General features: G+C 66.8%; 22 protein-coding genes and 1 pseudogene. 10 read left to right on the forward strand and 13 right to left on the reverse strand.

Annotation, left to right across the window (positions count from 1 at the left end; genetic code table 11):
• Nucleotides 1-174 precede the first annotated feature (174 nt).
• Nucleotides 175-1257: a hypothetical protein gene (locus K7G19_RS02050; RefSeq protein WP_226105505.1), complete on the forward strand. Its 1083-nt coding sequence runs from the start codon at nucleotides 175-177 to the stop codon at nucleotides 1255-1257.
• Nucleotides 1258-1615: 358 nt separating this feature from the next.
• Nucleotides 1616-1836 (forward strand): annotated as a pseudogene (locus tag K7G19_RS25035) (hypothetical protein); the annotation flags it as partial.
• Here the strand turns inward: K7G19_RS25035 and K7G19_RS02055 are convergent.
• The 9 genes from K7G19_RS02055 to K7G19_RS02095 form a co-directional block, all read right to left on the reverse strand.
• A complete protein-coding gene (locus K7G19_RS02055; protein WP_226105507.1) occupies nucleotides 1785-2645 on the reverse strand; it encodes a phosphodiesterase in 861 nt (286 codons plus the stop codon). The pseudogene K7G19_RS25035 and the gene K7G19_RS02055 overlap by 52 nt on opposite strands.
• Nucleotides 2642-3718 carry an ABC transporter ATP-binding protein gene (locus tag K7G19_RS02060; RefSeq protein WP_226105510.1) on the reverse strand — a complete coding sequence of 359 codons (1077 nt, stop codon included), beginning with the start codon at nucleotides 3716-3718 and terminating at the stop codon, nucleotides 2642-2644. The genes K7G19_RS02055 and K7G19_RS02060 overlap by 4 nt, the downstream gene beginning before the upstream one ends.
• A complete protein-coding gene (locus tag K7G19_RS02065; protein ID WP_226105512.1) occupies nucleotides 3711-4637 on the reverse strand; it encodes an ABC transporter permease in 927 nt (308 codons plus the stop codon). The genes K7G19_RS02060 and K7G19_RS02065 overlap by 8 nt, the downstream gene beginning before the upstream one ends.
• 10 nt (nucleotides 4638-4647) lie before the next feature.
• Nucleotides 4648-5481, reverse strand: a complete 834-nt coding sequence (locus K7G19_RS02070; protein WP_150083541.1) for an ABC transporter permease — start codon at nucleotides 5479-5481, stop codon at nucleotides 4648-4650.
• A gap of 71 nt (nucleotides 5482-5552) precedes the next feature.
• Nucleotides 5553-6575: an ABC transporter substrate-binding protein gene (locus tag K7G19_RS02075; protein ID WP_150083542.1), complete on the reverse strand. Its 1023-nt coding sequence runs from the start codon at nucleotides 6573-6575 to the stop codon at nucleotides 5553-5555.
• A gap of 86 nt (nucleotides 6576-6661) precedes the next feature.
• A complete protein-coding gene (locus K7G19_RS02080; protein WP_226105513.1) occupies nucleotides 6662-7711 on the reverse strand; it encodes a LacI family DNA-binding transcriptional regulator in 1050 nt (349 codons plus the stop codon).
• Between the two features lie 286 nt (nucleotides 7712-7997).
• Nucleotides 7998-8570 carry an OB-fold putative lipoprotein gene (locus K7G19_RS02085; protein ID WP_226105514.1) on the reverse strand — a complete coding sequence of 191 codons (573 nt, stop codon included), beginning with the start codon at nucleotides 8568-8570 and terminating at the stop codon, nucleotides 7998-8000.
• Between the two features lie 180 nt (nucleotides 8571-8750).
• Nucleotides 8751-10724, reverse strand: coding sequence for a PhoX family phosphatase (locus tag K7G19_RS02090; RefSeq protein WP_226105515.1), 1974 nt, complete (start codon nucleotides 10722-10724; stop codon nucleotides 8751-8753).
• A gap of 272 nt (nucleotides 10725-10996) precedes the next feature.
• Nucleotides 10997-11878 (reverse strand): IclR family transcriptional regulator, encoded by an 882-nt coding sequence (locus tag K7G19_RS02095; protein WP_226105516.1) that lies wholly within the window; start codon nucleotides 11876-11878, stop codon nucleotides 10997-10999.
• A gap of 139 nt (nucleotides 11879-12017) precedes the next feature.
• On the opposite strand from K7G19_RS02095, the gene K7G19_RS02100 reads away from it, so the two are divergent.
• The 3 genes from K7G19_RS02100 (at nucleotide 12018) to K7G19_RS02110 (ending at nucleotide 15590) form a co-directional block, all read left to right on the forward strand.
• A complete protein-coding gene (locus K7G19_RS02100; RefSeq protein WP_226105517.1) occupies nucleotides 12018-13268 on the forward strand; it encodes an FAD-binding oxidoreductase in 1251 nt (416 codons plus the stop codon).
• Nucleotides 13269-13369: 101 nt separating this feature from the next.
• Nucleotides 13370-14344: a tripartite tricarboxylate transporter substrate binding protein gene (locus K7G19_RS02105; RefSeq protein WP_226105518.1), complete on the forward strand. Its 975-nt coding sequence runs from the start codon at nucleotides 13370-13372 to the stop codon at nucleotides 14342-14344.
• Between the two features lie 10 nt (nucleotides 14345-14354).
• Entirely contained in the window at nucleotides 14355-15590 is a 1236-nt protein-coding gene (locus K7G19_RS02110; protein WP_226105520.1) for an amidohydrolase family protein, read from the forward strand.
• A 3-nt stretch (nucleotides 15591-15593) separates the two neighbouring features.
• Here K7G19_RS02110 and K7G19_RS02115 read toward each other — a convergent pair whose 3' ends face one another.
• Together K7G19_RS02115 and K7G19_RS02120 are read right to left on the reverse strand one after the other, a co-directional pair.
• Nucleotides 15594-16157: a DUF882 domain-containing protein gene (locus K7G19_RS02115; protein WP_150083548.1), complete on the reverse strand. Its 564-nt coding sequence runs from the start codon at nucleotides 16155-16157 to the stop codon at nucleotides 15594-15596.
• Nucleotides 16158-16205: 48 nt separating this feature from the next.
• A complete protein-coding gene (locus K7G19_RS02120) occupies nucleotides 16206-17783 on the reverse strand; it encodes a murein L,D-transpeptidase (protein ID WP_226106279.1) in 1578 nt (525 codons plus the stop codon).
• Nucleotides 17784-18003: 220 nt separating this feature from the next.
• On the opposite strand from K7G19_RS02120, the gene K7G19_RS02125 reads away from it, so the two are divergent.
• Nucleotides 18004-18162 (forward strand): DUF6726 family protein, encoded by a 159-nt coding sequence (locus K7G19_RS02125; protein WP_265635469.1) that lies wholly within the window; start codon nucleotides 18004-18006, stop codon nucleotides 18160-18162.
• A 116-nt stretch (nucleotides 18163-18278) separates the two neighbouring features.
• Here K7G19_RS02125 and sctR read toward each other — a convergent pair whose 3' ends face one another.
• Nucleotides 18279-18938 (reverse strand): type III secretion system export apparatus subunit SctR, encoded by a 660-nt coding sequence (gene sctR, locus K7G19_RS02130; RefSeq protein WP_006576043.1) that lies wholly within the window; start codon nucleotides 18936-18938, stop codon nucleotides 18279-18281.
• Nucleotides 18935-20416, reverse strand: coding sequence for a type III secretion system cytoplasmic ring protein SctQ (sctQ, locus tag K7G19_RS02135; RefSeq protein WP_226105522.1), 1482 nt, complete (start codon nucleotides 20414-20416; stop codon nucleotides 18935-18937). Before sctQ ends, sctR begins: the two co-directional genes overlap by 4 nt.
• 254 nt (nucleotides 20417-20670) lie before the next feature.
• Between sctQ and sctV the strand changes: the two genes are divergently transcribed.
• The 4 genes from sctV to K7G19_RS02155 all read left to right on the forward strand — a co-directional run bounded on the left by sctV (nucleotide 20671) and on the right by K7G19_RS02155 (nucleotide 26156).
• Nucleotides 20671-22806, forward strand: a complete 2136-nt coding sequence (gene sctV, locus K7G19_RS02140; RefSeq protein WP_226105524.1) for a type III secretion system export apparatus subunit SctV — start codon at nucleotides 20671-20673, stop codon at nucleotides 22804-22806.
• A 3-nt stretch (nucleotides 22807-22809) separates the two neighbouring features.
• On the forward strand, nucleotides 22810-23076 hold the full coding sequence (locus K7G19_RS02145) for an EscS/YscS/HrcS family type III secretion system export apparatus protein (protein WP_149318284.1): 267 nt from the start codon (nucleotides 22810-22812) through the stop codon (nucleotides 23074-23076).
• 180 nt (nucleotides 23077-23256) lie between these two features.
• Complete coding sequence (gene sctC / locus K7G19_RS02150) at nucleotides 23257-24930, forward strand: type III secretion system outer membrane ring subunit SctC (protein ID WP_150083550.1); 1674 nt, start codon at nucleotides 23257-23259, stop codon at nucleotides 24928-24930.
• A complete protein-coding gene (locus tag K7G19_RS02155) occupies nucleotides 24930-26156 on the forward strand; it encodes an FHA domain-containing protein (protein ID WP_226105526.1) in 1227 nt (408 codons plus the stop codon). Before sctC ends, K7G19_RS02155 begins: the two co-directional genes overlap by 1 nt.
• The last annotated feature ends 47 nt before the right edge of the window (nucleotides 26157-26203 follow it).

Consider the following 26203-nt stretch of genomic DNA (forward strand, 5'->3'; position numbering starts at 1 on the left):
ATCTCAATCGTATGAACTTGCTGACATCCGCGAATGGATAGGAAACTGACTGTACAAATCGATCGATCAACATGGCCTGGTTCGGGGAGACCGCCGCTATTTCCGAGAAGTTTCAAAAATGGGGCAAGTTCATACGAGCTAAATATCCCTGCAATGCTAATGGTAATCGGATATTTGACCACCCCTACCTCGTCAACCGGCGTTTCGCTAAGCGAATTCTGGGCTTGGGTTCGCTATCTTGCCGCGATTTCAAGCGATCCGCACCTTAGTCTAACGCGCAGCTTCGCGGAGCTAGATGCTCATCAGAAGACCATCTTAAGCGACGATTTCGGTATGGGAGTGCCGATCCTGTGGCTAATTAACAAGCTATCGCTGACAGCAATAGTCGACGGCAGCTATTTTCTGAAGCGAATTGCGGTATCGGTTGGCGCGGACCAACCACGGACCGCTAAGCGAGGACCGAGCAAGACTCCGGATTTCGTAGCCTGCGATGTAGCGGGGAAATGGCATGTCATTGAATGTAAGGGTACACAGTCAGGTCCTAAGTACAGTGCCAAGCAACTCGGGTCCAATGGGCCTTTTCTAAAAGGGGGCGTTGCTCAGAAGCGGTCAATCCGATTTCCTCCTAGACACACTGGTCAGCGACTTGTCTGCGGTCTCGACATTGATGTGGAGGGTGGAAGGGCCGGCGTCCTGCGGATTGTTGATCCTGAGCCCGAGGATCCGTTCGAGCTCAGCGCCCAACAACTTGTCTTCGCTAATGACGCGGCCATTCGTGGGGTCATGTCAAAGGCGCTTCGAATGGCGGGTTTTGAGGTTACTGCAGAAGCAGTTGCGTCGCCTTTTGGTCACAGGCCCGATGCGACGCGTGCGCGGTCGCCCAGAGCCGAACGCCGACGACAAGCCGAAATGAAGGGGCGCGATGAGACATCGCGAACCGAGCTTCGAAACGAGGTAGATCATCCGAGCCTGTTTGATGGACGGTTCCGTGGACGGGAAACCGTGGTTGCGCTGCCTCGGGGTATTTGGATAAATGAAACCCATGTGAAGCGGGTTACTATCAAGCAGGGCGTGAATCGCGATGCTCTGGCGCAGCTAGAGGAACGTCCAACAATCGAGGGTTTGGTAGACAAGGACAGCGCGCCTTGGGTTCAACTGATGGGAAGAAGCAACATCGAGTCAGATGGAATCACAGCCACGATGAAGATTGGCGAGTTGTTCCGTTCTGAAATCATTCTAGGTGATGGCGGCGAATAGCGAACCGGTGTCGGGCAGGCATTTGGAGTGGCCCGAGCCACTCCATGCCATTCCCCGAGAACGAACGGCGAGATTTTGTCGGAAGCAGTTCCTCCCACTTGAGATCCAGCGGTCAGCCTCTCAAACGCTATTGACTTGCGTATTGCCATCTTCGCCGATAAACAGCGTGCGCAGCTCTGCTTCAGATCGTCTGGCGTCGCGATCTTGTCGGGATTGGCGAAATTGCCCAGCGCATCTTGCCGCTTGAGCTGCCGTCGGCGAAGTCTTCATCGATCGGTTCGGGAGGGCGGCCATATCGACGGGGATCCATTTCGAATTGATTTGCCGTAGTTGATATAGGCTTGGCCGAGAATCAGTCGGGATGTTGGCTACGGCGCGCAGGATGGGGTTGCTGGCACATAGCCTCAAGCAATTGGGAGTGGGGGAGGCGATACGGCCGCGGCGCGGTATGTTGGGATGCTGCCGGAGAGGGTGCGGGCGCGGTGGGACGTTGTATGTCGGCACGGCGTTCCACCCCATCCCCTGAATCAATCAATCAACTTCCCCCCCTCATCAAAAAACGGATACACCGGCCCATGATCCCCAATCGGCGCCGCATGCGTAACCAACCCGTGCAGCGGATGCCACCAGTGCAGCAAAAACCCCGGCGGCTCCATCCGAAATCGCGAAGCCGCCTGCGGATCGAGGTCCAGTGCCACCTGATGCGCCGGGCCGGGCGCGGTCATGGCGATGGTGCCGCCAAAGCGCCGGGTGATATGCCGATGCAGATGGCCGCATAGCACGCGCTCGATCTGCGGATGGCGCCGGACCACGGCTTCGAGCAGCGCGGCGTTCTCCAGGCCCTGCTGGTCCATATGGCCGATGCCGGTGTGGAAGGGCGGGTGGTGCAGCATCAGCAGGGTGGGGCGTTCCGGGTCGGCAGCCAGCGCGGCTTCCAGCCATGGCAGCGCGGCCGCGTCCACGCGTCCGCCACTATGGCGCGGCACGGTGCAGTCGAACGCGATCAGGGTCAACGGCCCTGCGTCGATGCGATAGTGCACGGGCGCCTCACCATCGCCCGCAGCGAATAGATAGGCGTGATCGGCGAATACGCGACGCAGCGCTTCCCGGCTGTCGTGGTTACCGGGCATCAGCCGAACCGGGATTGGCAGGGTTTCCAGAATCCCCCGCAGGAAGCGATATTCGTCCTCGCTGCCGAAGTCGACCAGGTCTCCGGTTACCACGGCGATATCGGGGCGCTGGGGCAGGGCCAACAGCGTATCGATGCATTGGCGCAGCGCGTCCGCGGTATCGACGCGGCGGTAGGACAGCTTGCCGCCGGCCTTGATATGCAGGTCCGTGATGTGGGCGACGAGGTAGGGCGTGGTCTGGGAAGCGGTCTGCATCATGTCGCGCTCCGTGCCGCCTCGGCGGGCACCGTCACCAAGTGGCTGGTATCGATGCGCAGGCCAACGCGGTCGCCGGCCGACCAGCGGTCGCGTCGCGCGGTATCGAGCACGATCGGGGCAGGGGCGCCCACGTCGACCAGTAGCCGGGTCGCATGGCCGAGGAACAGGGCGGTGACGACGCTGCCGGTCACATGGACATCGGGCGCGCCGGGCGCGTCGGTCAGCGACACGTCCTCCGGCCGGAACATCAGCTCGGCCTGCGCCACCGCGATGTGTTGCGCCTCACGCGGCAACGCGCCTCCCGGCACGCGCCACACGTGGTCAGCCGCGGCCGCCGGCAAGCGGTTCATGGTGCCGATGAAGTCCGCGACGAAGGCATTGGCCGGATTCCGGTACACGTCCTGCGGCGTACCGCTTTGCGCGATGCGTCCCTTGTCCATCACGATGATGCGATCGCCCAGCGCCATCGCCTCCGCTTGGTCGTGCGTGACATAGACAGTCGTGATGCGCAGGCTGCGGAGCAAGCGGTTGATGTCGGCGCGCAGCGCGTCGCGCAGCTTGGCATCGAGCGCGGTCAGCGGTTCGTCCAGCAGCAATACGCGCGGCTGCACGGCGATGGCGCGCGCCAGGGCCACGCGCTGGCGCTGGCCTCCGGAGAGCTGGTCGACCCGCCGATTGGCGAAGGCGCTCAACTGCATCATGGCCAGCATGTCGTCGACGCGCCGCCGGCGGGTCTGCACATCGACCTTGCGCACGCGCAGGCCGTAGCCGATGTTCTCGGCCACTGTCATATTGGGGAACAGGGCATAGTTCTGGAACACCATGCCGACGCCCCGCTGTTCGATCGGCAGATGCGTGACCGGGGCGCCGCCGAACAGCACCTCGCCACCGGTATCGGGAAATTCGAGGCCCGCGATCATGCGAAGCGTGGTGGTCTTGCCGCAGCCCGAGGGGCCGAGCAGCACGACGGTTTCGCCGGCGCCGATGTCCAGATCCAGCGGTTCGAGGGCGCGCGTGCCATCGGGGAACGTCTTGCCGCAGTGGCGCAGGGCGATGGTGGTGGGCTCATGCATGGCGGGGGGCCTCCCTTTGTGGCTGGGGCTGGGACTGCGGCGCGCTGTCCAGACCGACTGGTGGGTTCAGTGAAGTGGTGACCGTGCCGGCGAACGGCACGGCCGTGTCCTGTACCGGATGTCGCTGGGCGCGTGCACCCATGGCGGACACCATCTGCATCACCACCAGCAGGGGAATGATCATCAGGAAAAACACGATGGTGTAGGCGGAGCCGATTTCCAGCCGCATCGATGCATAGCTGTCCGCGAGTCCGACGGGCAGTGTCTGCGTGGTGGGGGTATGGAGCATCCAGGTCAGGTTGAATTCGCCGACGGACAGCGTCACGACCATCAGTGCGCCGGCGAGAATCCCTTGCCGGCAATTGGGCAGCACCACCGTGAAGAATCGCTGCATGCGCGTGGCGCCAAGGCTTGCGGCCGCGTCTTCCAGCGTGCGGATGTCGATGGCGGACATGATGGCCAGTACCGACCGGACCATGAAAGGCAGGGTGAACAGGACATGCCCGATCAGGATAAAGAACCAGCTGGTGCGCAACCATGGCAGGCCGCCATACAGCAGGATCAGGCCGAGCGCGGTCGCCAGGCCGGGGATCGCCACCGGCAACATCAGCAGCTCTTCGATCAGCCGGGTCAGGCGGCTGCGGCGCAGCGCCATGTAGTAGGCGGCCGGAACGCCGAGTACCACCGTGCAGGCCAGGCATGCGAGCGCAATGCCGAGCGACAGGAAGATGGTGTTGCGGTACAGGCCCCATACCTCCTGGACCCACCGCGTGGTCAGGCCGCTCTCCAGCCCGACGAAGATATTGTTGGTCAGGCCCGCCAGCACGGAGAGGGCCACGGGTACGGTCATGAAGGCGCAGACGGCGAGCGTCAGTGCGAATTGCGCCCAATAGGCATAGCCACGACGGATGGAATTCATGGGCGCGCTCCTATGCGGTGGCGGCAACCGCGTTGCCGGACAGATGCCGAGCCACCGCCAGCAGCGCCCAGGTCACGGCACCGAGCAGGATCGATAGCGCGGCGGCCATGCCGAAGTTGGCGTAATTGGTGAACTCGTTGTAGATGGTCAGCGGCAGCACGTCGAGCTGCGTGGCCAGCGTGAACGCGGTGCCGAACGCGCCCATGCTGGTGGCAAAACAGATCGCGCCGCTGGAAATCAGGGCGGGCATCAGCGCGGGCAGCATGACGTCGCGCACCACGCGCCACCGGTTGGCGCCCAGCGAGCGGGCCGCTTCCTCCAGCGAGGCGTCGAGCTTCTCCACGGCCGCCATCACGGTCAGGATCACGCGTGGAATGGAGAAATACAGGTAGCCGACGAACAGTCCCGCCATGCCATAGGCGAACGTCCAGCGCTCGCCGGCAAGCAGATCGCCGATCGAGGCGAGCAGGCCGTTGCGGCCGCCCAGCATGATGACCATGAACCCGATCACCACGCCGGGAAACGCCAGCGGAAAGGTCAGCATGGCAACCAGTACCGACTTGCCTGGCACCGGATGCCGCTGCAGGAAGGTTCCCGCCACGCCGGCAATCGCCAGCGTGACCAGCGTCACCGATGCCGATAGCAGCACCGTGGACAGCAGGCTGTGCAGATAGCGCGGGCTGGACAGCACGGTCCAATAGACGCCGGCGCCGTCGTCGCCCGCCACGCTGACCGCCAGCAGCTTGGCCATTGGCAGGCAGAAGAACGCCAGGAAAACGATCAGCGCCGGCAATGCAAAGACGATCAGCGTGCGGGCGTTGGGTGAAGAGGGGCGACGGCGCATGGTGAGGGTGTCTCCAACCGAAAGGAGCCGGAAATAGGGCTGGCCGGAGCGACGTGCGCCCCGGCGCTGCGTCAGCGCACTTCCTTCAGGTATTGGTCGCTGAAGGCCTTCTGGACTTCGGCCATCTTGCCGTAGTCGATGGTCTTGGCGCGGGCGTAGTCCGAAGCGGGCAGGAAGCGGGCCTCGACCTCCTTGGACACCGCCTTGGCCCGTACCGGCCGCAGATAGGCATTCGCCCACAGCGCTTGGCCGGCGTCGGACAGCACGAAGTCCAGCACCTTGCGGGCTTCGGCCGGGTGCGGCGCCTTGTTGACCATGCTCATGACGTACGGCACCACCAGCGTGCCTTCCTTGGGAATCACGAAGGCGACATTGGCGCGATCCTTGTAGCGGGCGCGATAGGCGTTGAAGTCGTAGTCCAGCAGGATGGGAATTTCACCGGACAGCACGCGCGCATAGGCGGTCTGCTTCGGCACGATGGGCTGGTTCTTCTGCAGGTCCTTGAAGAACTTCAGCGCCGGGCCGAAATTGTCGAGCGAACCGCCCAGGGCCTGGTTGATCGCCACCGCGCCCACATAGCCGACGAAGGCGCTGGCCGGATCTAGATAGCCCACCATGCCCTTGTACTCGGGCTTCTGCAGGTCGGCCCAGGATTGCGGCACCGGCTTGCCGCGCAGCGCATCGACGTTGACCATCAGGCCCAGCGTGCCCGAATGGATCGCGAACCAGTGGCCTTGCGGATCCTTGAGGCCGTCCGGGATGTCATTCCAGTTGGCCGGCTTGTAGGGCGCCGTCACGCCTTCCTTCTGCGCCTGGATGCCGAACGTCACGCCGTAATACACCACGTCGGCCACCGGGTTGGCCTTTTCCGCGACGATCTGGGCCAGCGACTGACCCGAGTTCTTGTTGTCGTGCGGCACCGTGACGCCGGTCTTTTCCTTGATCGCGCGGATCTGCGCAGCCCAGTCCGCCCATTCCGGCGGGCAGTTGTAGCAGATCGCGGTTTGCGCGGCCGCGGCGTGGCTGAATACGACCGCGCCAAGCGTGGGCAGCACCCAGCGCAAGCGGCGCAGCCAGGACGAAGTCGATTGCATGATGCACTCCTTATCTAGATACGGCGGTGGTGGAAAACGGCACAAGTCGATGCGAGTGAAGCGCGCCGGTTCGGCTGCGGCGGGCGCTAGGCGGGTGGTCCGACGGTGGCGCCCGCACGTATCGCGTGCGGCAGCAGCGTTGCGCGTGGCGGGCCACGGTCCGGCGCGGCGTCGGCGCCGGCGGCGTTCAGCCGTGCCAGCAGGCAAGCCAGCGCCCGGGCACCGATCTCGTTGTTGGGCTGCACGACCGTGGACAGCGGCGGCTCCAGCAGCTTGCCGAGTTCGATGCCGTCGTAGCCGAGCACGGAAATATCGCCGGGCACGGACAGTCCCAGGCGCTTCAGAATGGACATCACGCCGATCGCCAGCATGTCGTTGGTGCAAAACAGCGCCGTGGGTCCGCGCGGCGCGGTGACGAGGCGCCGAATATGTTCCGCCTCCTCGGGCGTATGCGTGGGCGTGTGGGCCGGCAGCGACAGCGGTGGCAGCGGTTCCAGGCCATGCGCGCGCATCGCGTCCTGATAACCCGCATAGCGTTGCTTGGCGCGGTCCGATGCGGCGAAGGCGCCCGATACCACCGCGATGCGCCGATGCCCGGCGGCGATCAGCGTCTCCACGCCGGCGCGTGCGCTGACGCGGTTGTCCACCGATACCCAGTAGTGTTTGCCGCGGCGCGTGCCCTGGTTGTACGCGAGCACATACGGCACGCGCTCCGCATCGAGCTGGTCCAGCACCGCGCTGCGGGCTGCATCGGCCACCGTCAGCACCATGCCGTCGACCCGATGGCGCAGCAGATATTCGATCCGCTCGCGTTCGCGCGCGGGGTCGTAGCGGCTGGTCACCAGCATCAGCGAATAGCCTTGCGCGAGCGCTGCCTCCTCGATGCCGCGCCAGCATTCGGCAAATACCGCATTTTCGAGCGTCGGCAGCATGACGCCGACGATGCGCGTGCGCTGCGCCCGCAGCTTGGCACCCAACAGGTTGGGGCGGAAGCCGAGTTCGCCCGCCGCCCGCAACACGCGCTCGGCGGTGTCCTGGCGGACCAGTTCCGGATTGCTGAACACGCGCGATGCCGTGGCCAGCGACACGCTCGCCGCCTGTGCCACGTTCATCAGCGTCGCGCCATTGGACGGCATGGGCGACGCGGACGACGTGGCGAGGGGTGCGGGTTTACGAGGCATTCGGCTGGAATCGGGGCGAGGTGTGGAGAAATGAAAACGTTTTCATTCAAGCCACAAAAAAACCGGTGTCAAGGACAACCGGTGGTGCGGTGCGCCGCAAAAAAGCCGGCGCGGTCATGCGATCGGCATCGGTGGCCGAACAGGGGCGATTGTGCGCGGCGCAAATGACAGCAGGATGAAACTGGGGGAGGGCCCAGCAGGAAGGCGTTCGGGAAGGCGGCCGGCCCCGGATCTCTTCAGCTCAATTGGCGCCGCCCCGCAGCAGACAGCCGTCGAGCACCGGCGTGGTACCCACGATGCCCGCACCGGTGCACTCGACCGCGACCTTCTGTCCGCGCCGGACCATCGTGGCGCGCGCTTCCACTTCGCAGACCGGCCGAGCGGCGCCGCAGTTCTGCTGTTCCAGCAGGTTCGCGCGTACCGGCTGATCCGGGTCGGTGGTGCGGATATCGAGATAGACCCGCGTATCGCCCTCGCGTCGAATTCCGCTGGCCACGCCCTCGACGATGAAGTACGCCCCGCGATAACGTTGATCGGCGCTGTCGCGATCTTCGCGATAGTCTTGCAGGATCGCGGCCGCCTGGTATACCTGCAGGCGATCGGCGGATCGCGCTGGGTCGATGCTGAACGGTTCGAGTGTGCCGCCGCGGTAAATGCCGCCCGCCGCGCTGGCTGATGGAACCTGCGACGCCTCCGCAACGGAAGAGGAGGCGGTGTCGCTGGCATTGTTCTGCTCGTTGCCCACCAGCCACAGCATGGCGATGACCGCCAATAGGATCAGGGCAATGGCGATTTGTCGGGTCTTGTCAGTCATTGAGGGATAGGTGAAAGGGCCGGCCCCCTCGGGGGGCACGGCATGCGGGATGCAGCCGAGGGCGACAGTCTAGTCGTCTTTCCTTTCAACATCCGCTTCGCGGTCGGCGTGAGACCCGGACGTCAATAAAAAAAACCGGGCGATTTCTCTCGCCCGGGCTTCTTTTGACGCGTCTGAGGCTTATCCCTTCGCCAACTTCACCGAAGTGGCATCGCCCGTGATGTATCCCACTGCCGCCCCAAACCGATCCTTGTAATTGGCCCGAACCAGCGGATCCAGCGTCGGCTTGACGATGTCATGCAACGGCGATTCCCAATCCCCCGGATGCTGGAACGAACTCATGACGTACGTCCATCCGTTGATCTCGTCGACCGCATGCAAGCCGGTCGATTCCGCGCCGGCCGGCGTCGACAACACGCGCGACAGCTTCTTCGTATCGACGTTGTAAGCCCACAGGAAGTTGTTGACGTGGGTATTGCTGTCCTCGCCGATAAACAGCGTGCGCAGCTTCTCGGAGAACTTCAGGTTGTCCGGCGTCGCGATCTTGTCCGGGTTGGCGAAATTGCCCAGCGCGTCCTGCTGCTTGAGCTTGCCGCCGCCAAAGTCCTCGGCGATCAGTTCGGGGACGGCGGCCATATCGACCGGCACCCATTCCGAGTTGATCGGCGCGCCGGTGGTATCGGCCTGGCCGCCGCGCAGGTTCTGCGCGTAGACCGCGCCCGAATAGGGGCCTTCGACCTTGACGCCGCCCGAGCCGTTCAGCATCGACGATTCGATGCGGGACATCGCGATATAGGCAATCTTGTCGCGCGCGTTGATCGTCGTGCCTTCCCACTTGGTGAAGCCCAGGCTGCCGCCCTTGAGCGCCGCGTAGCGGTGCGTCTCGAGGAAGGCCGCGGCCTTTTCCATGCCCGGCATCAGCTTGACCCACTGGAAGCCCCCATTGAACGGGATGCGGGTATAGCTGGTATCGCCCGGATCGGTGGTCTTGACGTCGAAGATGTCGGTGGCCTGGATGCCGCCGCGCACCAGCGCGCGGATTTCGTCGCTGGTGGCGTGGCCCAGCGGAATCCAGCTCAGCGTGGCCGAGCCCGGGCCGGTGCCCGAGGTTTGATTCCACTTGCCGACGTACAGCGTGCCGGACGACAGGTCACGCGCGCGGTCGGCGATGAACATGAAGGCGCCGCCGTTGGTGGCGTCGTCGCCCATCAGCACGGTGCGCTCGTCGGGCGCGACGCAGACCAGCTCATGCGAGATCCGGCCCAGGCAGTAGTGCTTGACGATGGAGCCGGTGCCGTCGGGGTTGACCGTGACCTCGGGCAGATGGCCGTAGTCGTACGGCGAGGCCGCGGTCGGGTCGCCGAAGGTGTAGGTGCTGAAGCGCTGGAACTGCGTGTTCGACGCGATCGTGAAGGCGTCCGGTTCGTATTCCTCGCTCGACAGGTGCGTGTTCCACGGCGACAGGCTGGCGCCGCAGGTGATCCACAGCCCGCGCGCGGACGACGTATCGACGTTGTGGTACTTGACCAGCGTCAGCTTGCCGGTGGCCGGGTCCTGGTCGAGCGTCAGGATCGCGATCGGCGAGGGCAGCATGCCGTAGGTGGAGGCGCCGGCCTGGTCGCGCGTGGTGTATTCGAATTGCACGACGGCGAACACGGGTTTGCCCTTGACGCCCGGCACGTTGGCATCGGCCAGCGTCAGCAGCGAGCTGCCGTCGACGCAGTCCGAGAAGAACTGGCGCTCGCTGCCCGGCACCGAGCGGTCGACGATCGGCTGGTTGTGGATGTCGAAGTAGCCGCCGGCCACCACGGTGCCGCCCTTGCCGTCGGGCACCGTATCGCCGGTGATGAAGAAGGGCTGATAGGCGAGCTTGTAGGTCTGGCTGCTGCCGTCGCTGAACGAGACCTTCAGCTCGGAGCCGACCGTGGTGGTGGCCATGGCCGCCGGCGCCGCCAGCGTCGGGGCGCTCATGCCGATGAATTCGGCGGTGGTGAAGGTGGCGGTCGGCGTGCCGGGGTTCGGCGCGGTGTCCGCGTCGTCGTCGCCGCCGCAGCCGGCCAGCAGTGCGGCCGAGGCCGAGCCCAGCGGCAGCATCGGCGAGGTGGCAAGGAATTTGAGGAGGGTGCGGCGAGATGGATTCGGTGTTGGCTTCATGTTGTTGAAAGCAATCTGAAAGTTCGACGCTGCAAACGACGATGCCCGGCGGGTGGCCGGGCATCGAGTGGGACCGCTCTTCGGAGCGCAGTCGGGATGGTAGGCAGCGTTGATGACAGTTTTTTGACAGCGGGGTGGATGGCATTCGGCCCGCGCGGTGCCCTCAGTGGCCTCCGTGCCGTCAGCGTCCTCAGCGTCTCAGCGTCTCAGCGTCTCAGCGGCGGCGGCAGCGGCCGCAACGCCCTCAGCGCCGGCAGTGCCCCTCAACGCCCTCAGCGCGCATTGACGTCCCGCTCGATCGCGCGTGCCGTGACCAGCAACTGCGGCAGCAATTGCCGCAGCGTTTCCTCGACCGTCCAGCGCGACGTCGACACCGCGATGTTCACCGCGCCGATCGGCTCGCGCTGCCGGTTCAGGATCGCCTTGGCGATCGAGATATCGCCGATGAAGGACTCCTGATCGTTCAACGCATAGCCGCGCTTGCGCGCGGTCTGCAGGGCCGTGCGCAAGTCGGACAGCTCGGTGCGCGTATGCGGCGTCATCGCGCGGCGCGGCACGCGTGCGAGCAGCCGCATCGCGTCGTCGATGTCCATTTCGGCAAGGATGGCGCGCCCAGCGGCGGAGCAGTGGATCGGCAGACGGGAGCCGACGTGCAGATCGACGCTGACGGCACGAAAGCCCGGAAAGCGCACCACATAGACGATCTCGTCGCCTTCCATCTCCATCAGGTTGACCGTCTCGGCGGTGCGGCGATTCAGGTCTTCCAGATGGGGCAGGGCGCGGTCGCGCAGCGAATCGCTGGACAGCATCGCGTGGCTCAGGTGCAGCACCTTGCCCGACAGCGTGAATGCGCGGGTCTTCGGGTCCTGGCGCAGATAGCCGAGCGCGGTCAGCGTATGGGTGATGCGCTGCAACGCGCTGCGGCTCAGCGACGCGTGTTGGCAGAGCTCGGTCAGGCCGACCGGGCGACCGATGTCGGCCAGGCGCTCGAGCACTTCGAAGGCCTTGCCGATCGAGGCGATAAAGAGCGGATTGGCGAAGCGGCTGTCGTTGCCGCGCTCATCGCCTCGCTGATCGCCTCGCTCATTGCTGCGCTGATCGCGATGCCTGCCACCGCCGTTCGCCGCCGCGATCCGGGCTTTCGATCCCCGCACTGCCTTCGCCGTCCCCATTTCCCCATTCTCCCGCGGTGATTCGCCGCAAATATCGCATACCGATATCCGCTATTGCGCCTGCGATAGTGAGCCACTTACATTCGAAGCCGTCAAGACATCCACCCATACACCGATTCCCATGGAACATCAGAACGCGCCGATCCCACCGTCCCGCCCGCCACGCGTTGCCGTGGTCGGAGCCGGCATCGTCGGGTCGGCGATCGCGTACGAACTGCAGAAGCGCGGGGCCGAGGTCACGCTGATCGATCGTGACGAGCCGGGGCAAGCCTGCAGCTACGGCAATTCCGGGGCGATCAGCCCGGGCTCGGTCGCGCCGCTGGCGATGCCGGGCGTGCTCGCCTCGTTGCCGAAGATGCTGCTGGACGAACGCAGTCCGCTGTATCTGCCGTTGTCGTATTTGCCGCGGGCCTTGCCCTGGCTGCTGCGTTTTATCGCGTCGGCGTCGCCGCGTCGCGTCGAGCAAGCGGCCGAGCGGCTGCATGCCATCCACGTCAACGCGGTGCAGCGGCATCGGCAGCTGACGCAGGAGATCGGTGCGCCCGAGCTGCTGATGCAGCGCGGCCACCTGCATCTGTATCCCGATGCTGGGGCGCTGGAGAAGGACGCCACCTCCTGGCGCATGCGCAAGGAATTCGGCTACGAGTTCGAGACGCTGGATCGCGCCGGCATCGAGGCGCTGGAGCCCAATGTTGGCCCGCGGTATCAGATCGGCGTCTTCCTGCAGGATCACGCGACCATCGTCAATCCGGGGCGCTATGTGAAGGCCATCGTGCGGGCGTTCGAGCAACGCGGCGGCCAGCGGCGCAGGACCGAGGTTCGCGCGCTGCGGCGTGCGGACTTCGCGGGCCGGCCGCGCTGGTGCGTGGTGGAGGCGGATGGCCGCGAGGACGAATGCTTCGACGAGGTCGTGGTGGCCGCGGGCGCGTGGTCGCGCAAGCTGACGGCGCCGCTGGGGCTCGAAATTCCGCTGGAAAGCCAGCGCGGCTATCACGTGCAGTTTCGCGATGCCGCGCGCACCGTATCGCGCACGGTGGTGCTGGCGGACCGCAAGGTCTTCGTCACGCCGATGGAGGAGGGACTGCGCGTCGGCGGCACGGTGGAGATCGGCGGGCTGTCGCGGCCGCCCGACATGCGCCGCGCGGCGATGCTGGAGCGCATCGCGCGCGAGACCTTCGACGGGCTGGACGATCCGGCGCCGGCCCGCTGGATGGGCCATCGGCCCTGCATGCCGGACTCGGTGCCCATCGTCGGGCCGGCGGATGGCCACCCCGGACTGTGGCTGGCAGTCGGGCACGGCCACCTGGGCGTGACGGACTCGGTCAATACGGCGTATCGGATTGCGGATGCGATGGTGAGCCCGGCGGCTTGACACGCTGATCCGGACGCCACCCACCGAACGGCGCTCACCGAAAGCCGCCCAGCCCCGCCGATACCGCGTTGCCATTCTGATGTGACACAGGGGAGCTCACCATGAAACGACGCAAATTCCTCGTCGCCTCGTCGATCTTGATGACGACGGCGCTACCCCGGCTCGGCGCGGCAGCCGATTGGCCCGCGCGGCCCATTCGCATGGTGATCGGCTATCCGCCAGGCGGCAGTACGGATGTCGGCGGCCGGCTGCTGGCCGAGCAGTTGTCGTCGCGGCTGGGCCAGCAGATCGTCGTGGAGAACCGCCCCGGCGCCAGCGGCACCATCGGCGCGGCCTCGGTGGTGCGGGCGGAGCCGGACGGCTATACGCTGCTGCTGGCCGCCTCGCCGGAGGTCTCGATCGCGCCTTCGACGATGAGCCTGCCCTACGATCCGCGGCGCGATCTGAAGCCGGTGTCGACGGTCGGGAGGGTACCGTTCCTGCTGGTCGTCAATCCGGCGGTGCCGGCGAAGACTCTGGCCGAGTTCATCGCTTACGCCCGTGCCAATCCAGGCAAGCTGAACTATTCCTCGTTCGGCGAGAACACCTCCAACCATATGGGCGGCGAGCTGTTCAAGCGGATCGCGCGCATCGAGGCGGCTCATGTCCCGTACAAGGGCAGCGGCCCGTCGATCGCCGACGTGATCGCCGGCCATATCGACTACACGCTCGACACGCCGCCCGCGGTGCAGGAGCACATCAAGGCCGGCAAGCTGCGCGCGCTGGCCGTGGCGCTGCCGTCGCGGCTGCCCTCGCTGCCCAATGTGCCGACCTTTGCCGAAGCGGGGCTGGCGGACTTCACCGGCGGCACCTGGTGGGGACTGCTGGCACCCGCGAAAACGCCCGATGCGGTGGTCGCGCGGCTCAACCGCGAGGTCAACGCCATCCTGCAAATGCCTGAAGTGCGCCAGCGTTATGCCTCGCTCGGCGCGGTGGTGCAGGGATCGTCGCCGGAGGCGTTCGGGCGCTATATCGACGCGGAAATCGGCAAATGGAGCGAGCTGGCCAAACAGATGGCACCGGCCGCCAAACGATAAGGGGGAGACCATGACAAGGACGCTGCTGAAACACGCCACGCTGATCGACTGCGTGGAGCCGGTCGCGCAGCGCGACAAGGCGGTGCTGCTGGAGGACGGCATGATCCGCGAGATCTTCCATACCGGCGATCCCGCCAGCGTGGGTGATTGCGAGGTGGTCGACCTGCAGGGTGCGTTCCTGATGCCGGGCCTGTGGGACGTGCACATCCATCCCGACTACTTCCCGACGCTGATGGATATGCCGCTGCCCGACCAGGTCACGCTGTTCGGCCACAAGCTGCAGCAGGGGCTGCTCGAATCGGGCATCGTCGGTTTTCGCAGCGCGGGCGCGCACAGCTTCATGGACGTTGCCTGGAAGCGCGCTTTCGATTCGGGCCAGCATCTGGGCCCGCGCGTCTTCGCGGCGGGACATTTCCTGACCACGACTGGCGGGCATTTCCTGACCTCGGGCCATGCGCTCGAATGCGATGGCCCCTATGGCTTCGTCAAGGCGATCCGCGAGCAGATCAAGCATGGCGTCGACCATATCAAGCTGAATCTGTCGGGCGGCATTCTGGGGCCGGCGTGGGACCTGCATCGGCACAGCTTCCTGCTCGACGACGAGATCCGGGCCGCCTTCGATATCTGCAAGCTGCGCGAATTCAAGATAATGGCGCATGCCACCAATCCGGCCGCGGTAAAGGCCGCCGTCCGGCTCGGCGCACATTCGATCGAACATGGCTACATCATGGACGACGAGTGCATCGAGGCGTTGGTCGAGCACGGCACCTGGTATGTGCCGACGCTCGCCATCAGCCATCTGACGCCGGGGCAGGCCACCAATATCTTCGAGCGGCGCTGGTCGAGCGAGCGCAATCTGGCCCACGCGCTGTGCTGCCGGGCCGAGGCGGCCGTCGAGCAGCACACCGAGGGCTTCCGCAAGGCGCTGCGCGCGGGCGTGCGGATGGCGCTGGGCTCGGATATCCGGCCGCTGAAGGACGCGGCCTTGCTGGAACTGGGGCTATGGGTGCGCGATGGCGCCACGCCCTGGCAGGCGATTCGCGCGGCGACCGCGCATGGCGCGGCGGTGTGCGGGGTCGGCGACCGCTTGGGGACCATCGAGACCGGCAAGATCGCCGACCTGATCGTGGTCGGCGGCAATCCGCTCGAGGACGTCAACAACGTCCGTCAATTGCAGCTGGTCTTCAAGGACGGCCGGATCGTCTCGGACAAGCGCGGGCGCGCCCAGCCGTCGCAGCAAGGCTAAGGTTCAACCCCAGCGGCGCACGCGGCCGGTGTCGATGTGGATGAAGTTCTCGCTGCGGTAGAAGCCCACGCCGCCGGCCTGCAGCGATACGGCCGCGTCGCGCAGGTCGTCGAGCGCCACGCCGGGCAGACGAATGTCGATCGCCTTGCCGTCCATATGCAGGCTGTGCTTCGCCACGCCGCCGCCGCGCGTCTTGCGCAGGCGCGAATTGGTATTGGGGCTGCGATAGCCGGAGATGACCTGGAACGGGTTGTCGCTGCCCAGCACCGTGCGCAGCTGGTACAGCACGCCGAACAGCTCCGGATCAATCGTGCCGACGTCGCCCGAATAGTGGTCGCGCAGGAAGCGATTGAGCTTCAGGTGGGCCTGCGGCAGGACCTGTTCGCCCATCGCGTAGACCAGCGACAGATGCTCGCCGGTGTGGGTGTGGTCGAAGGCCAGCGCGCGGGCGCCCGGCACATTGGCGAGCGCCAGTTTGGGCGCCAGGGCCGTCAGGCCGGCGCTCAGCGCCAGGCCGCCAGTGCGTTGCAGGAAGCGGCGCCGTGCCGGATCACGTGAATACGTCATGATGTGATGTTCTAGCTCGTTTGGCTCGATGTTGCTTGTCTCAGGAGGTCAGGGGGGTGGGGCGCTGGCCGCGCGGTTGGCCGGCGGCGTTGCCCTGACGGCCGGCGTATGCGAGGCTCGGCGCGCGGCGCGCTGCTGCAGCGCCTGGCCGAGCACTTTATCCTGGCCGTAAATGTCAGCGAGGAAGTATACCCGTCCATCGGCTCTTGCGATGGCCGTGCCATAAGCCAACGTTACCGGCAAGGGATTGACCAGCGAGACGGTGCTGGCCGTGCCGGCGCCCATCGCCTGCCGGATCCGCTCCTCGGTCCATTCCGGCATGTCCTTGAGCACGAACTTGGCAAGCGCGACCGGATCCTCGACGCGGATGCAGCCATGGCTCAGGTCGCGCCGGCCACGCTTGAACAGCTGCGGCGCCGGCGTGTGGTGCAGATAGATGGCCTGGTTGTTCGGGAACACGAACTTGATGTCGCCGAGCGCGTTCAGCGGCCCGGGCCGCTGGCGGATGCGCATCTGACCGTCCAGCACGGCCTGCATATTGGCCGCGTTCAGCTGCTTGATGACCTCATTACCGGCCACGAACTCGAAGCCCTGGCGCTTGAAATAGGCCGGATCGCGCTGAAGCCGCGGAATGATTTCCTTCTGCGCGATCGAGCGCGGCACGTTCCAGTACGGGCTGAACTCGATATAGCGCATGTCCTCCTTGAACAGCGGCGTGCGCGTGTCGAGCGCCTTGCCGACGATCACCTTCATTTCCAGCCGGATATCGAGCTTGCCCTCGTGGAACTCGTAGGCGCGCAGCATGAACTCGGGGATATTGACGACGATCATGCGCGAGCCCTCCGCCAGCGGGGTCCAGCGCAGCCGCTCCATCGTCAGCACGATCTGCCGCACGCGCGCCGACGGCGGCGTATTGAGCTGGGCCAGCGTGGCCGGGCCGATCACGCCGTCCGCTTCGAGGCCGTGGCGGCCCTGGAACGCCTTGACCGCGGCCACCAGCGGTCCGGTATAGGTCGCCGGAACCGGTGTGCCCGTCGGCAGATCGCCGAGCGCCGTCAGGCGCTGGGCCATTGCGGCCAGTCCCTCGTAGCTCTTGCCCTCGGTCAGCTTGCCTTCGGGCAGCGCGGGCAGCGGGGTTTTCCAGTGGGGCAGCGTGGCGAGCTGGCGGTAGCGGGCCAGCGCATCGCGCAAGGTGCCATACAGCGGGAACGTCGGCGCGGCTTCGCGGATCGCGGCCGGCAGGCGGTTCGCCGCCAACGCCGCGCGCAGATAGCTGTCCGGGTCGAACGGCTTTTCCTCGGCGATATTGAAGTTCGCATGGACCTTGCGCGGGTCGACGCGGCCGCGGTGCAGATCGGACAGGTAGCGCTGCATCGCCGCGGTCAGGGCGCCATCGAGGCGATCGGCCGCCTCGGGCGCCAGCGCGGGCCCATTGGCGGCCTTGGCGACGGCGTCGCGCAGCATGTTGGCATCGTAGTCCTCGGCATCGAGGCCGTCGGCGGGTGCATTGACCAACGCGGCCACCGCCTGCTGCGCGGCGGGAGTCGGCTTGCCATTGGCGAACCACAGGGGCTGGGCCAGTGCGCCGGTGGCGAAGCTTGCCAGCAGGGCGGCCAGCAGGACCATCGGCAAGGCGGTCAGCGCGCCGGCATACCAGCGCCGGCAGCGGGCGAGCAGAACGGGGAAGGGCGATTGCAGGGCGTGCAGGTGGGACGTTTCGGCAACAGTCATCAGGGATCCGGAATGGCGTACCAGTCCATATGCTAGCCCAGGATGCCGGCAGGCAAGGAATCGTGCACAATGCGCGTTCCCGCTGACGAGGCCGTGCCCGATGAAACGATTGCTGATGATGTTGCCGCTGGTCCTTGCAACGGTCTTTGCGTTGGGCGGCTGCGGTGTGCTTGCCGCTCCCTGCCGGGTCGCCTCCGCGGGCCTGAAGATCGTGCCCGTGATCGGCGATGTCGCCGCGCTGCCGACCGATGCCTGCGCCGAGGTGATCGACTGAGGCTGAGGGGATTGACTGAGGCCGAGGTGGTGATGGGGCCGAGGTGATTGACTGAGGCGGCGGTGACCGACCGAGGCCGAGAGCGAGGTCGCCGCCGATGCCGCAGCCGCAGCGCCCTAGCGGTACGACAGCACCAGCCCCTGGATCAGCTGCGTCCACCCCTCCAGCATCACGAACAGCAGCAGCTTGAATGGCACCGAGATCGTCGTTGGCGCGATCATCGACATCCCCAACGCCAGCAGGATCGCCGCCACGATCAGGTCGACCACGACGAAGACCAGATAGATGATGAAGCCGATCTGGAACGCGCGCGTCAGCTCCGACAGCGTGAAGCTCGGGATCAGCACCATCATGTCGTCCGGCTGCAGATCGTCGGCGCGGCCCTCCGGCCAGATCCGCTTGGCCGATTGCACGAAGAAGGTGCGGTTGCGCTCCTCGGTATGCTTGATCAGGAATTCCTTCAGCGGCCCGCTGACCGAATCGTAGACGGTGACCACATCCCCCACGTTGAACGGCGCATTGCTCTGCGCGCGCCGCTCGATCGCGTCGAAGGCATCGGCGCCGATCGGCGCCATGATGTACGCGGTCAGGATGATCGCGATGCCGTTGAGCACCATATTGGGCGGCACCTGCTGCAGCCCCAGCGCGGCGCGCAGCAGCCCGAACACGATCACCAGCTTGGTATAGCTCGTCACCATCAGCGCGACGAACGGCGCAATGCCGAACGCCAGGATGACGGTGAGGATCAGTACCGGGTTGTACAGATTGCCGCTCATGCGTCGCCCGCGGCGAAGCTCGATACGCGCACGCCGAGCCGGTTGCCCACCGCGATCAGCGTGCCGGTGCCCAGGATGCGGCCGCCGGCGACGATGCGTACCTCGCTCTGTTTCAGCGGCTGGGGCAGTTCGAACACATAGCCGGGCCTCACCTCGCGAAGGTCGGCCAGCGCCAGCGAGACATCGCCGACCTCGAAGCGCAGCGACACCTCCAGCTCTTCCAGCCGGTCCAGCGCGGCCGGCGCGGCGTCGGGATGGGGCAGCTCGCGCTGCCCGTTGTTGCGGTCTTCCATGCTGTCTCCGTGAGCCGACGGCGCGGCGGGGGCGCCGGTCGGGCGTTGAATCGTGATGCGGCGACCCTCGGCCAGCGCGGGCCAGCCCAGGCCCGCGGCACCGGTCGTGCAATGGACCGCGAGCGCGCCGCCATGCGTCTGCCAGTGTTCGATGCCGACGATGTCGCCCGGACGGATGTCGCGCATCTCGCCGACCGCGATGGCGGTGGTGCCGATGCGCACGGCGAGCGGCACCTGCAATTGCGCCAGCCACGGCGGCAGCGAGGCGTCGGGCTCGCGTTGCAGCAGCGGTAGCGCGCCGAGGCGCTCGGGCTCGTCCAGTTGCAGGGTGGCGTGCAGCGTCTCGCTGGCGGCCGCGACATGGCGGTCGTTGCCGCCATTGCCTGCATTGCCCGCATCGGCGCCACCGGCTCCATCCCCGATGCGCCGCAGCGTCAGCCCAAAGCACGGCGCGCCAGAGCGGAGGCCGCCGCCGTCCCCGTGCCACGCGAACGGCTGCCGGGCCGTGGCCGCCACCAGGTCGGCGACGGGGGCCAGGGCATCGGCCATCAAGGCTTGACGCAGCAGGGCCGGCAGCGTCTCCGCCGCACCCTCCACGCCGAGCAGGCGGCGTTCGCTCGGCACATCGAACAGCAACTGTCCGCGCGTCTCGCCGAGCGTGAAGGCGTAGGCGTTGGCGCTTGCGTTGAGCCCGCCGTTGGCACTGACCTTGGGGTTGGGGTTTGCATGGGAGTTACCCCCGCCGCTGGACGAGGGCAAGCCGCCCGCCGCGGGGCTCTCATGCGGCTCGAAATGCAGCAACCAGTCGGCGCCGGCCACGCGCAGCCGCAGCGGTGCCGTCCGGCACAGCAGGCGATTGGCCAGGGCCGCCACATCCGCCTCGACGTGCGGCAACTCCGGCGCGGCGTCCAGTTCGCGGATCGCCGCCTCGCCGCTGCCAGGGCGATGCAGCCGCACGCGCGCACGCGCAGGCCCGCGGCGGCCCGCCGACATGGGACCTGCCGACGCAGGAGGTTCGCTGAGCGCAATGGACGTCATGGATGGCAGAGGCATGGCAAGGCCCGCCGGCGGCGGCGAGGACCGCGGCGGTCGCAGCCAGTTGGTGAGGCCGAAACAAGCGAGACCGAAATAAACAAGACGGAAATACGGGAAGAACGATACGGAAGCAGGTGCAGCCCCGTCCACTACGAGCCTTGGTAGTGGGGACTGCGGCGGCCCCGTCCGCAGCTCCGCCGCTACGAATCCTCGGTATTGGTCGCGTGGCGCAGCCGCCATACACTGCGCTCACCGTTCGCCAGGGGTGCGCCGCGGCGGCACGGCCTGCGTGGCGCGTGTGGCCCGCGTGGCCTTCACCCAGGTAGCGCCATCGAGCGCGGACAGTCCGGGCCCGTCCCGGCGAACGGCCGATCGAACCATCGCAGCAGCCCACATACCGCGTCATGGCAAAACTGTCGGGATTCACCAAGGGGATCGGCCCCGCGCCGGGCCTGCAGCAGATGGCTGCGGCGGCCTCGCGCCAGTCCGACATCGCGCTGACGCTGCTGTTGTTCGCGGTGATCGCGCTGTTCGTGCTGCCGCTGCCGACCTTCCTGCTGGACCTGATGCTGACGATCAACCTGGGCATCAGCCTGACCCTGCTGATCGTCGCCACCTATATTCCGTCGGCGCTGTCGCTGTCGACCTTCCCCTCGCTGCTGCTGTTCACCACGCTGCTGCGGCTCTCGCTCAATATCGCGTCGACCAAGCTGATCCTGTTGCACGCCAATGCGGGCCACATCATCGAGACCTTCGGCAAGCTGATCGTCGGCAACAACGTCGTGGTCGGCGGCGTGGTGTTCCTGATCATCGCGATCGTGCAGTTCATCGTGATTGCCAAGGGCTCGGAGCGCGTGGCCGAGGTCGGTGCCCGTTTCGCGCTGGACGCGATGCCCGGCAAGCAGATGAGCATCGACGCCGATGTCCGCGCCGGCACCATCAGCGCCGCGCAGGCGCAGGAGCGGCGCCGCGAGCTGGAGCAGGAATGCCAGCTGCACGGGGCCATGGACGGCGCGATGAAGTTCGTCAAGGGCGATGCGATCGCCGGCGTCGTCATCGCGCTGGTCAATATCCTGGCCGGCATCACGATCGGCACGCTGATGAAGGACATGAGCATCGGCGACGCGCTGCAGCGCTACGCGATCCTCACCATCGGCGATGGCATGGTGTCGCAGATTCCCTCGCTGCTGGTTTCGATCGCCGCCGGCGTCGTCATCACGCGCGTGTCGTCGGACGACAGCGACAGCCGTGCCGCCAACCTCGGCACCGTGATCGGCCGCCAGCTGCTGGCCCAGCCGAAGGCGCTGCTGGTGTCGGGCGTCGCCATCGCGGTGTTCCTGGTGGTACCGGGCTTCCCCAAATGGACCTTCGCCACGATGGCGCTCGTGGTGGCGGGGTGCGGCTACTGGCTGATGCGCCGGGGCCAGCGTACCGCCGGCACGGTGACGTGGATCGAGATGCCGGACGACCGCAAGGAAGAAGACGCGCGCGCGGCCGTGGCGCCCGCGCTGGCGCTGGACCTGGACCCGACGCTGCGCGATCGCCTCGACATGCGCCAGTTCGAGCAGCGCATGACGATCGCCAAGAGCCAGGTCGAGTCGGACCTGGGCATGGTCTTTCCGCGCCTGCGGATCGAATACCGCCCGCTGGGCGAGCCCGACGCCTACGCGATCCGCGTGCAGGACGTGGTGGCCTCGCGCGGCGCGCTGCGGCCCGGCATGGAGCTGGTCGAGCCGGGGTCGCGGGCGCTGGTGGACCAGGGCCGCGCGGTGGTCGGCGCGCCGTTCGGGCCGTTCGCCGAGGCGGTCTGGATTCCGCAGGAAAAGCCCGCCGGCCGCGGCGGCCGCGAAGGCGCGAGCGATGTGCCCGCGCCCGGCGCACCCCGGACGCTGTCGTGCGAGGAAGTGCTGGCCGTCCACGTCGGCGCCGTGATCAAGCAGCATGCCGCGCCGCTGCTCGGCATCCAGGACGTGCAGGAGATGATGCACGTGGTGCAGGCCGAGGCCCCGGACCTGGTGATGGAACTGGCCCGCGTGGTGCCGCTGCAGCGCGTCACCGAGGTGCTGCGGCGCCTGCTGCAGGAAGACGTGCCGATCCGCAACCTGCGCACGATCTTCGAGAGCCTGGTGACGTGGGCGCCCAAGGAAACCGATGCGATCGCGCTGACCGAGCTGGTCCGCGTCGATCTCGGCCGCCTGATCACCAGCCGCCATGTCGGCGGCGAACGCGCGATCGACGCGGTGCTGTTCGAGCCCGCGCTGGAGCAGCGCGTGCAGGGCGCGATCGAGAAGGCCGCGCGCGGCAACCTGCTGCTGCTGAGCCACGACGTCACGCGCGAGATCCGCGAGCAGCTGCGCCAACTGCTGGAGAAGGCCAATGCCGCCCGCGTGGTGGTGGTCGTCAGCGTCGACGTGCGGCGCTACATCAAGCGGTTGATCGAGCCGGTCGCGCCGCGCCTGCCGGTGCTGTCCTATCAGGAAGTCGACGAGGACGTGCGCCTGGTGCCGGTCGGCTGGATCCGCAATCCCGAGGTCGAGTAAGCGATGGGTGCCGACACGATTCTCGATATCACGCGCGAGGCGCTGCTGGTGGTGCTGTGGGTGACGCTGCCCGTGGTGCTGATCGGCACGCTGGTGGCGCTGGTGGTGGCGGTGCTGCAGGCGGTCACCCAGATCCAGGACCAGAGCATCGGCACCTCGGCGCGGCTGATCGCGGTGCTGGTGTCGCTGGTGCTGCTGGGCGGCTGGCTCGGCGGCGAGGTGATGCGGTTCTCGCAGCGGGCGATCCAGACCATGCTGACCTTTCTATAACGAAGTTTCGACGACAGATTCGCAGGGCAGTTACGCACACTGATGCAGTGGAAAACCGGGGAGGATATGTTGACAAGCGAACGGTTCGGACCTCGATGTCTGGCCATGGCGGGCGCAATGCAAGGCGGTCCGTCGACAGATAAGAAGCCACTAACGCCGCGATATGCGGTCGGTCTGCGCATGGTGGTGGCGCTGGCGCTGCTGCTGGCCCTGTGGTTCGGCGCCATCGCGCCGCTGCACGCCGCCGACCTGAACTGGCCCGGCAAGCCGTTCCAGATCTCGGCCAGCGAGAAGCGCGTGGCCGATTTCCTGCGCGAACTGGCGTCGACGCAAGGCACCACCGCGGTGGTCGATTCGCGCGTGGACGGCACCATCAGCGGCCGCTTCTCCGATTCGCCGCTGTCGATCCTGCGCAGCGTCTGCGCCAGCTATGGCCTGACCTACTACTACGACGGCTCGCTGCTCTATATCGAGCCGGCCGGCGAAGCGCGCAGCGAGGTCATTCCATTCGCGCGCGGGGCGGGGGACCGGTTGCAGGATGCGCTGGAACACATGCAGGTCATCGACTCGCGTTATCCGATCACGATCAACGACGACGACGGCACCGTGATGGTGTCGGGGCCGAAGCGCTATGTCGAGACCGTGCGTTCCGCGGTGCGCGCCTTCGACGACCGCGCCGTCAACGACGACCGCGCCGAGGTGCAGATCTTCCCGCTGAAGTATTCGTGGGCGTCGGACTTCCGCATCAACCGCTCGGGCAAGGACATCACGGTGCCGGGCGTGGTCACGGTGCTGCGCAGCCTGTACGGACGCCAGCGCGCCGGCACGGCCACCACGCCGGTCAGCATGGGCCCGAGCCGCGGCGCCAGCCGCATGGCCGAGCTGCGCAGCGGCGGCGCCAACAACATGACGCTGCCGCAGGCCAATCCGCGCCAGGTGCTGGAGTCGATGGCCGACAGCTCCACCGGCATCGGCCAGCCCGGCTTCGGCAACTGGGGCTTCGGCGGCCTGCCGCAGTTCCAGGCCGACACGCGCCTGAATGCGGTGATCGTGCGCGATGTGCCGGAACGGATGGCGCAGTACCAGCGCCTGATCTCGTCGCTCGACATCAAGCCGCGGCTGATCGAGATCGAGGTCACGATCATGGACATCAGCCAGGAGAACCTGGACAGCCTGGGCGTGGACTGGCGCCTGCATACGCGCCACGTCGACCTGCAGCTCGGCGGTGGCGGCGGTTCGCCGCTGACCTTCGGCAATGCCCGCTCGGAGGGCGGCACCACCGGCAATACCGCCGGCTCGGGCCTGCAGTTCACCGGCGCGATCGGCAACGACGTCACGCGCTACCTGCTGACGCGCGTCAAGGCGCTGGCCGAACGCGGGCAGGCCAACTTCGTCGCGCGCCCCAAGGTGCTGACGCTCGACAACACCGAGGCCGCGCTGGAGAACATGCGCGAGTTCTATGTGCGCGTCGACGGCTTCCAGGACGCGGGCCTGTTCAACGTCGTGGCCGGTACCGCGGTGCGCGTGACGCCGTTGGTGATCGACGAGCGCGAAGGGCGCGCCGTGATGCTCAGCATCGATATCGCCGATGGCGACCTGTCCGGCGAGACCGTCGACAACATTCCGATCGTGCGGCGCCGCTCGATCACCACGCAGGCGATGGTCGATGAGGGCAAGAGCCTGCTGATCGCGGGCTATACCGTCGAGGAGAAGCTGCGCGCGTCGTCGGGCGTGCCGTTCCTGCAGGACGTGCCGATCATCGGCAACCTGTTCAAGTACCAGGAGAAGCGCCAGGCCAATATGGAGCGCTTCTACCTGCTGACACCGCGTCTGGTGATGCCGGGGATGAGCTGATGGCCGCCGCCTTGCACGTCGAATCGCAAGTCGATCCGCTCGCCGGTCCGCACGGCGAGCCGCGCGCCGATTCGCGCGCCGATTTGCGGGCCGATCGGCCGCGCCATGACGCCGGCGTTGGCGGCTGGACGCTGCGGCTGCTGGGCGGCGCCGTCTACGGCCGCGTGATCTCGCTGCGGCGCGGCGCCAATGTGCTGGGCGCCGCCAGCGACGTCGACATCAGCGTGCCAGGCGACGACGTGCAGCCGCGCCATCTGGTGCTGAACGTCGGCGAGCTGGCGGTCTCGGCCGAGCGCATCGGCGAGGCGCAGGTCAAGGTCAACGGCCGCGACACCACGCAGCGCGTGATCGCGCTGGCCGGCGGCGACATCCTGACGGTCGGCTCGCTCGACATGGAGCTGCTGCGCGCCGCGCCGGCGGCGTCAGAGACCACCGACACGCTGTTCGCCTGGGCCGAATCGGGCCGCCGCGCCGCGCGCGCCGACAGCGACGAGCCGGTGCGCCGGTCCAGCCGCTGGGTGCTGGGCGGCATCGGCGTGCTGGTGGTGGCGCTGCTGATCGGTGCCGGCTGGCTGGCCGCCACGCTGTCGCAAGACGGCGGCTTTGCCCGTACCGCGCAGGTGGACCCCGCCGCGGTGCGCGAGACCGTCGCGGGCTATCCGGAACTGGAGGTGGTGTCGCTGCCCAACGGCGCGGTCACCGTGCGCGGCTTCGTCAATTCGCGGGTGGACCGGCAGCGCATCGCGCAGGCGCTGGCGCCGTTCGGCCGAGGCGTGCAGCAGCAGGTCAGATCGGCCGACGACATCATCGAGCATATCCAGCGCTACGTGGACGAGCCCGGTGTGGGCATCGCCTACCAGGGCAACGGCCGCGTGGTGCTGACCGGCACGGCGGACCCGGTGGCCGGCCGCGACAAGGTCAAGCGCGTGATCGAGGATCTGCATCCCGGCGTGCTGGTGTCCGATCGCATCGACTACCGCGAGACCGCCGACAGCCGGCGCCGCCATCTGCGCGAAGGCCGCTGGGACAACTGGCAGGGCGTGTTTCCCGCGCGCGTGGTCAGCATCACCGATAACGGCGACGGCACGCGCTACGTGCAGCTCGCGAACGGCAGCCGGTATTTCGAAGGAGCGGTGCTGAAGAACGGCGCCGAGATCGAGAAGATCGAAGCGGACGGGCTGGTGCTTAAGGAAGGCAAGGGCGGCGAGCCGCCGCCGCAGCGCTGAGCGCCGCTGGCATTCGCCGTGGTCCCTTGTTTCTTGAAGGGGGCCGC

Origin of the sequence: Cupriavidus sp. DB3 (assembly GCF_020418465.1) — a bacterium.
GTDB lineage: Bacteria > Pseudomonadota > Gammaproteobacteria > Burkholderiales > Burkholderiaceae > Cupriavidus > Cupriavidus cauae.